Below are 8,195 nucleotides of genomic sequence, written 5' to 3' on the forward strand. Positions count from 1 at the left end.
GGGCCGCCGCGCAACCCTCCAGCTTGCCCGCTCCGACCGGTCGCATCTGCGCCGTTTCGACCGTTGTCTGTGCGAGGACCTAATCTGTGCTCCGTGACTTCGCCTGCCTCGACGGACTTCGTTCCGCCCCAGCTCAGCGCGGGGCCGCGGCCCGCACCGGGCCCGGCCGCCGACGAAGGGCTCGCGCGGCGGCTCCGCGCGCTCGCGTGCACGGCGCCGCTGCACGACCTGGACACGCGCAAGGCGAACCTGGCCGGTGAGTACTCGGTCTACGCGATGGCCGAGGTGGCACTCTCCGCCATCGACCTCGTCACCCTGAACATGGACTTCGACACGGGCGCCGACCACGAGCAGATCGTGGCCCGCCTGCTGCCCCGCGTCGCCGCCCAGGCCCCCGGCCGCGCCGTCGCCGAGCACGAGCGCGTCGCCCGCTGGGTCCTGGAGAACCTGATCAACGTCGGCAGCGTCGACCGCGGCTTCCGCGCCGTCTACGGCACCTTCGGCGCGGACGGCGCCTACACCCGCCGCGACTACGACTTCAAGCTGATCGAGGAGGTCCCCGGGTACGGCGGCGGCGTCTACCTGCGGACGACCGACGAGGCGGTCAACGTCCTCGTCGGCGCCCTCGACACCGACGTCACCAGCGCCCAGATCGCCGCCGAGGTGAAGCTGGAGGTGCTGATCAGCCGGGGCCGCCTCGCCGACGCCCAGCTCGCCGCCGAGCAGGCCCGGTACCGCACCGTGCAGTACGCCGAGACCCTCCGCAAGACCCTGGAGGCGACCCGGCGCAACGTCCGCGCGGTGGACTGGCTCAACGCCGTCCCCGACATGATCGCCGAGGCGCTGGACCACGTCGCCGACCGGTACCGCCACGAGAACGCGATCCTCACCAACATCCGCAAGGCCCGTGACGAGGCCGAGGACCAGGAGCACAAGCGCCGCGCCGCCGAGCTCGTCGACATCGTCAAGGACTGCATCCGCCGTCACACGCAGCTCCAGTCCCGCCTCCTGGAGGCGGGACCGCTGTTCCGCGCCGAGCAGGACCGGCAGGCCTTCGCCGCCCCCACCTCGTACACCGGGATAGACCTGTACGGGCAGCTGGTCGCCCCGCTGCTGCCGCTCCCCGTCGAGCAGGCCACCAGGGTCACGGACGCCTTCTTCGCCCGTGGCACGGGACTGCGCACCCCCGTGTCCGTGCGCGTGGGCGATCTGGTCGAGATGCTCCTCACACCGCCCGTCGAGCGGGAGCACCTCGGCGCGGAGATGCCCGAGCCCGACCTGATCGCCACGCCCGACGACAGCCGCTTCAGCGAGGAGCAGCTGGCGCAGGCGATGCGGCTGCTGGACCTGGAGCACGACGCGCCGCGCCGGCTCTCCGGCCTCCTCGCCGACGCACGGCGCCTCGACCCGGACCTCCCGTACCTGGTCGCGCTGCTCGCCGTGCACGCCGCGAGCCCGCCCGTCGGCACGGCCTACCGGCAGGGCGAGGAGCGCCTGCTGTTCGCGGTCGACGACGGCGCACAGCTCGACGACCCGGAGTTCGGTGGCGCCGACCTGATCGTCGGCACAGCCCTGCTCGACGCCGCCGGCATGGCCGCGGACCGCACGGAGGCCTCATGACCGCGCACGCCACATCCCGTCCGACGGGCGAGCACGCCACGCCCGCGACTCCGCCGGGTGCCGCGGGCGGCACCCGGCCGGCCACCGACGGCCTCGTCGACGGTCCGCGCGCCGACGGCGAGACCGTCGCCCTCGGTGGCGCACAGCCGCCGGCCGTCGTGCTGCCCGCGCCGCCCGCGTCGCCCGCGTCGCGGACCGGGGCCCGGGCCGCCGTCCTGCCCGGAGCCCCGTCCGCACCCGCCGCCGTCGGCCTCCCGACGCCCACGACGGCCGGGGCCGCGCCGTCGGTGGAGGCCCTGCTCCCGCCCGCGCCGCCGGTCGAAGCCTTCGTCGTGCCCGTGCCGGACGTGGCGGACCCCGTCGTGCCCGCGCCCACGCCGCCGGTGGAGGCCGTGCCCACCCCCGCGCCGCAGCCCCACGCCTCCGAGCCCGTGCCGCAGGCGGCAGCCGCCCCCGAGCCCGAAGCCCCCGTCCGCGCCGAGGACGCCCCTGCCGAGGACGCCCCCGCCGCCGGGGCCCTTCGGCCGCGCGCCGTCGTCGGTACGGTCCCGATCCCCGCACCCGCCCCCAAGAGCCCCGCCCCGTACGTACGGGCCGTCCGCCTCGCGCCCGGTGTCGCCGATGCCTCCGGACCCCCCGCGGCCGGCGTGGAACGCCGGGCCGCCGTCAGCGTCCGGCCCGTCCGGCTGCCGCTGGCCCGGCCCGCCGACGCCGAGCCCACCGCACCACCGACCACCCGTACCACCGAGGAGCCCCAGCCGTGAGCGACCACCACGGAGATCACGCCGACGCGTGGAGCGAGCCGGAGGCCCCGCAGACCCCCGCCGGACCTGCCGCGGTCACGCCCGCCGACGCCGCCGACGCGGCCCGGCTCGTCTCCTTCGGGCTCCAGCCCAAGCTGCTGCCGGCGCGCGACGCCGAGTACGCCGAACTGCTCCGGCGCTACCGCGAGGACCCCGCCTTCGCGCGACTCGCCGACGCCGTCGCCACCGGCCTCGGGCTGATCGTCCTCGAGGTCTCGCCGCGCGCCGGCATGGCCGTCACCGCCGGCGAGGACTCCGTCTTCGCCGTCCGCATGGGCGACTACGCCCGCCGCGCCTCGACCGACTCCGCCGACCGCTTCCTGCACGGGCTCGCCCACCTCGCCGTCGCCGCCATGGCCTTCCCGCGGCCCGAGGACCTCGCCGACGACGGCTACATCGGCCGCCTCACCGTCAACGGCGTCGACGCGTTCGTCCGCCAGGCCTGCCGCCGCCTCGAAGAGCGCGCCGAGGAGCAGGGCGAGAACACCGACCCCGCCACCGACGCGCCCGGCCTGGAGGCGGCCTGGCGCATCTACGCGCGCCGCAGCGCCACCGGGGCCACCAAGGACGCCCGTCGCCTGGCCGGCTCCACCACCGGCATCGTCGGCAAGGCCGTGGCCTTCCTCACCGACTCCGGCTTCCTCCAGCGCACCGGTGACGACGCGGGCGGCGCCTACCGCACCACGGCCCGCTACCAGCTCCAGGTCCGCGACATGGCCGGCAGCGCCGCCATGGCCGAACTCCTGGAGCTCGGCGTCGTCCCCGTCAGCGACGGCTCGGCGACCCTGCTGCCGCCGCCCGCGGGCGACGACCTGGAGCTCGCCGCCGACGCCGGCCTGCCCTTCCACGCGTAACCGCCCCCGAAGACCACGCAGAACACAGACGACGAGAGTCCGCCGCCATGTACGAGTTGTCCCGGGTCCGCCTCTACTCCATCGGTCCCGCCGGTGCGCGCTACGCCGACACCGTCCTGGACCTGCGCGGAGTCGGCGCGCCCGTGCCGAACCCCGCCCCCACCCAGGCGGAGTTCTTCGAGGAGGAGCCGGTCGGCCCGCCGCGCCGCCCCGCGCCCGCCGGTGTGCTCTTCCTGGAGAACGGCGGCGGCAAGTCCGTCCTCCTCAAGCTGATCTTCTCGGTCATGCTCCCCGGCCACCGCAACACCCTCGGCGGCGCCAGCTCGGGCGTGCTGCGCAAGTTCCTGCTCGCCGACGACTGCGGCCACGTGGCCCTGGAGTGGCAGCACACGCTCACCGGCGAACTCGTCGTCGTCGGCAAGGCCAGCGAGTGGCGCGGCCGCCAGGTCTCCAACGACCCGCGGAAGTTCGCCGAGGCCTGGTACTCGTTCCGCCCCGGGCCCGGACTGAGCCTGGACTCCCTGCCGGTGGCCGAGGCCACCTCCGTACGCCCGCCCGTCGAGGGCGCGTCCGGCGCCCAGGGCCGCCGCCGGACCATGAAGGGCTTCCGCGACGCGATCACGGACGCCGGCAAGGCGTACCCGCACCTGGAGGTGTACTGGGAGGAGATCCACGACCGCTGGAACGAGCACCTCGGCGAACTCGGTCTGGACCCCGAACTCTTCCGCTACCAGCGCGAGATGAACGCCGACGAGGGCGAGGCCGCCGGCCTCTTCGCGGTCAAGAAGGACTCCGACTTCACCGACCTCCTCCTGCGCGCCGTCACCGACACCCGGGACACCGACGGCCTGGCCGACCTCGTCGGCGGCTTCGGCAACAAGCTCGGCCGCCGCGCCGAACTCACCGCCGAACGCGACTTCACCGCCGGCTCCGTCGACCTCCTCGGCCGCATCGTCGAGGCCGCCGAGACCCGGGCCCGAGCCCGCGACGTCCACGCCGGCGCCGAGCGCCGCACGAGGACGCTGGCCCGTCGCCTCTCCGCCCGCGCCACCGGCGAGCGCGGCCGCGCCGCCGAGCTGGCCCAGCAGGTCACCGAGGCCGCGCACGCCGTCTCCGACGCCGAGCACGCCCGCGGCCGGAGCTCCCTCATCGCCGCCGAACTGGCCTACCGGCACGCCTCCCTGGCCCTCACCGTCGCCGAGAAGAGCGCCGCGTCGCAGCGCCGCGAACTCACCGACGCCCGCACCCTGCACTCCGCCTGGCAGGCCGCCGAGGCCGTGCTGCGCCACCGCGCGGCGAGCGACCGCTCCGGCCGCGTGGCCGCCGCTATCCGCGAGGCCGAGCGCGATGCCGCCCCCGCGCTCGCCGCCCGCGCCACGGCCGCCGCCGCCCTCGTACGCGCCCTGCACGCGGCGGCCGAGGACGGTGAACGCCACGCCGCGGAGGAGGAGGAGCGCTCCGCCGCCCTCCAGGAGGCCGGCGAGACCGCCCACCGCGACGCCACCGTCGCCGCGACCGAGGCCCAGCGCGCCCGCAGCGAGGCCGGCCACCTGCGCCAGCGCCTCGCCGAGGTCGAACAGGAGACCGCCGAGGCGGTCCGGGCCGGCTGGCTCGACGACACCGCGCCGGACGCCGACCCCGCGCGGGCCGCCCTGGCGGCGAGCGACGCCGAGAAGACGACGGTCGCCGCCTGGGACGCGGCCCGCGACGCCGCCCGCTCCGCCGCCGACCACGCGCGTGACGCCGCCGCCGCCGAGGCCCGTGCCGAACTGGCCGCCGCCCGTGCCACGGACGCGGCCGACGCCGCCGAGAACGCCTACGACGCCGAGCGCCGCGCCGCCGAGTCCCTCGCGGGCGACGACCGGCTGGCCGAACTCCTGAGCCTTCCGCCCGCGCACGCCCCGTTCCCGGGCCAGCGGGTGGCGGAGTCCGCCGCCTCCCAGGACCGCACGGGCCGCCCGGACCCGGACGACGAGCAGGACTCCGCCGACGGCGCCCCGACCGCTCCCGCCGGCCGCGCTCCCCACGGCCCGCTCACCGTCACCGAGTTCGACCGCAGCGCCGACGAACTGCGGCGCCTGCTCGAACAGTCCATCGCCTCCGCCGAGCGCCAGCTGTTCGACCTGCGCACCGCCGCCGCCGACGACGCCCGCATCCTCGGCGCCCTCGGAGACGGCGGCCTGCTGCCGCCCGGCCCCGACGTCCTGGCCACCGTCGAGTACCTCGGCGAGCACGGCATCCCGGCCCTTCCCGGCTGGCGCTACCTCGCCCAGGCGGTCGACCCGGCCGACCACTCCAGCGTCCTCGCCGCACGCCCCGAACTGGTCGACGGCGTCGTGATCACGGACCCCGTCTCGTACGCCCGCGCCCGCGAGGTGCTCGCCACGGCAGCCCTGCTGCCGCGGTCCACCGTCGCCGTCGGCACGGCCGCCGCCCTGCTCGCACCCGTACCCCGCCCCGGCGACGCCGGGAGCGGCGACGGCGACGTCTTCCTCGTCCCGCCGAACCCGGCCATGCACGACGAGCAGGCCGCCGACGAGGAGCGCCACGCCCTCCGCGCCCGCGCCGTCGCCCGCGACGAGGAGATCCGGATCCTCGCGGCCCGGCTCACCGGCGACCGCTCGCTGGCCGCGCGGATCGGCTCCTGGCGCGCCGACTGCCCGCCCGGCATGCTCGTCGAACTCTCCGCCGTCGCCGCCACCGCCCGGGAGACGGCCGAGGCCGCCGCGGTCACGCTCGCCGAAGCCCGGACCGTACGGGCCGAGGCCGACGAGGCCGCCGCCGACGCGGCCCGCGTGCGGGACGAGCGGCAGGAGGCCGCGCAGCGCGCCCGCCGCGCCGCCGACGCCCTGGCCGGCCTGGCGTTCCGGCTGCGCGAGCGCTCCGCCTGGCAGGCCAAGCTCCGCGAACTGGCCGACGACGCGGCCGAGTCCGAGGCACGCGCGCAGACCTGCCTGGAGCGGGCCCGCGCCGCCGACGAGGACCGCCGCGCGGCCCAGCGCACCGCGGACGACGCCCACCGCACCGCCCGCGCCCTGCGGGCCGAGCGGGCCGAGATCGCCGGGGCACCCGACCAGCTCCCCGAGCCGGACGCCGACGCCCCGCGCACCGCGCTCCCCACCCTCCGCGAGGCCTACCGCGCCGCGTCCCAGCTGTACGAGAAGGTCGGTGTCGGCGCCGACCTGCGCGCCGAGCAGGCCCGCGCCGAGAGCGACGAGTCCGCCGCCCTCGCCGAGCTCGACCGGCTCACCAACAAGGTCCGCACCCGGGCCGAGCAGCTCCTGGAGTCCACCGACGGCGCCGACGGCCCGTCCCGCCAGGCCGCCGCCGCGCGGGCCGAGTCCCTGGTCCAGATGCTGGAGACGCGCGCGTCCGAGGCGAGCGAGAAGCTCGGCCGGCTCCGCGGCGAGGCCGAGCGACTGGCACCCGAGGACGGCGAGGCGCACACCGAGCTGCCCGAGGACCGGGTCCCCGCCGACGCCGAACAGGCCCAGAGCCTGCTCCGCACGGCCACCGGCGAACTCGCCGCGCGCACCGACGCCCTAGAGGCCGCGCGCACCGCGCACGCCCATCTGCTGCGCGCCCACCGCGCCTCCGAGGACGCCGCGAGCGGCTTCGGCGAGACGGCCGCGCTGCTGCGCGACCTCCTCCGCGACCACGCGGAGGAGGAGCAGGACGGCCCCGAGCCGTACCCCGGCACCCTGGAGGAGGCCCGGCAGTCCGCGGCCGACGCCCGCCGCTCGCTGCGCGCCTGCGTCGCCGAGCTCGCCGGCGCCGACGCCTCGGTACGCGAGGCGAGCGACATCCTCGTCCGGCACGCCAACTCCAGCCGGTACGAGCAGGTCCGCACCCCCGCCCGGCAGCAGATCCGCGAACTGCCCGCGGCGGCGCTCCCCGAGCACGCCGCCAAGTGGGCGGAGGCCTTCGCGCCCCGGCTGCGGGTCCTCACCGACGAACTGGCACAGCTGGAACGCAACCGTGACTCGATCGTCGACCGCCTCCGCGGTCTGGTGGAGTCCGCGCTGACCACGCTCCGCTCCGCCCAGCGGCTCTCCCGGCTGCCCGAGGGCCTGGGCGAGTGGTCGGGGCAGGAGTTCCTGCGCATCCGGTTCGAGGAGCCGGACCAGGCCACGCTCACCGAACGGCTGGGAGAGGTCGTCGACGAGGCGACCCGCGCCGCCCTCAAGAAGAACTCCGACCTGCGCCGCGACGGCATGTCGCTGCTGCTCAGGGGAGTCCAGGCGGCTCTCGAACCGCGCGGTGTCGCCGTCGAGATCCTCAAGCCGGACGCCGTCCTGCGGGCGGAGCGCGTCCCGGTCGGACAGATGGGCGACGTCTTCTCCGGCGGGCAGCTCCTGACCGCGGCCATCGCGCTGTACTGCACGATGGCGGCGCTCCGTTCCAACGACCGGGGCCGCGACAAGCACCGCCACGCGGGCACGCTGTTCCTCGACAACCCGATCGGCCGCGCCAACGCCACGTACCTGCTGGAGCTCCAGCGGGCCGTCTCGGACGCGCTGGGCGTCCAGCTGCTCTACACGACCGGCCTGTTCGACACCACGGCACTCGCCGAGTTCCCGCTGGTGATCCGGCTGCGCAACGACGCCGACCTGCGCGCGGGCCTGAAGTACATCAGTGTCGAGGAGCACCTGCGCCCGGGACTTCCCCAGCAGCGCACGGAGGGCGAGACGGTGCACGGCGAGATCACGGCGACCCGGATGTTCCGCCGCAGCCAGGTCGACGAGCCCCAGCCGGCCGCGGCGGACTGACCCGCACCGGAAATGCGGTCGGGGCCGCCCCCCCCCCCGGGGGGGGGGGCGCCCCCCCCGGGGGGGGCGGGGCCCCGGGGGGCCCCCCCCCCCGGCGGGGCGGGGGGTGGGCCCCCGCGCGGGGGGCCCGGGCCCCCCCCCGCCCCCGG

The 8,195-nt window shown here is 76.9% G+C and carries 4 protein-coding genes; all 4 read left to right on the forward strand.

What is annotated here, in order from left to right; translation table 11 throughout:
• Positions 1-93 precede the first annotated feature (93 nt).
• Genes ACGFZF_RS22885 through ACGFZF_RS22900 form a run of 4 tightly spaced genes read left to right on the forward strand, consistent with a single transcriptional unit; the run spans position 94 to position 8,046 of the window.
• A complete protein-coding gene (locus ACGFZF_RS22885) occupies positions 94-1,620 on the forward strand; it encodes a hypothetical protein (protein ID WP_356600748.1) in 1,527 nt (508 codons plus the stop codon).
• Positions 1,617-2,384: a hypothetical protein gene (locus ACGFZF_RS22890; RefSeq protein ID WP_393556753.1), complete on the forward strand. Its 768-nt coding sequence runs from the start codon at positions 1,617-1,619 to the stop codon at positions 2,382-2,384. Before ACGFZF_RS22885 ends, ACGFZF_RS22890 begins: the two co-directional genes overlap by 4 nt.
• Positions 2,381-3,277: a hypothetical protein gene (locus ACGFZF_RS22895; RefSeq protein WP_393556755.1), complete on the forward strand. Its 897-nt coding sequence runs from the start codon at positions 2,381-2,383 to the stop codon at positions 3,275-3,277. The genes ACGFZF_RS22890 and ACGFZF_RS22895 overlap by 4 nt, the downstream gene beginning before the upstream one ends.
• Positions 3,278-3,324: 47 nt before the next feature.
• Positions 3,325-8,046 carry a hypothetical protein gene (locus ACGFZF_RS22900; protein WP_393556757.1) on the forward strand — a complete coding sequence of 1,574 codons (4,722 nt, stop codon included), beginning with the start codon at positions 3,325-3,327 and terminating at the stop codon, positions 8,044-8,046.
• The last annotated feature ends 149 nt before the right edge of the window (positions 8,047-8,195 follow it).

The sequence above is a fragment of the Streptomyces sp. NPDC048338 genome (genome assembly GCF_043201055.1).
Taxonomy (GTDB): Bacteria; Actinomycetota; Actinomycetes; order Streptomycetales; family Streptomycetaceae; genus Streptomyces.

Coding starts and splice junctions, on each gene's coding strand:
- ACGFZF_RS22890 (WP_393556753.1), top strand. CDS start 1,617: ATGACCGCGCACGCCACATCCCGTCCGACGGGCGAGCACGCCACGCCC.
- ACGFZF_RS22900 (WP_393556757.1), top strand. CDS start 3,325: ATGTACGAGTTGTCCCGGGTCCGCCTCTACTCCATCGGTCCCGCCGGT.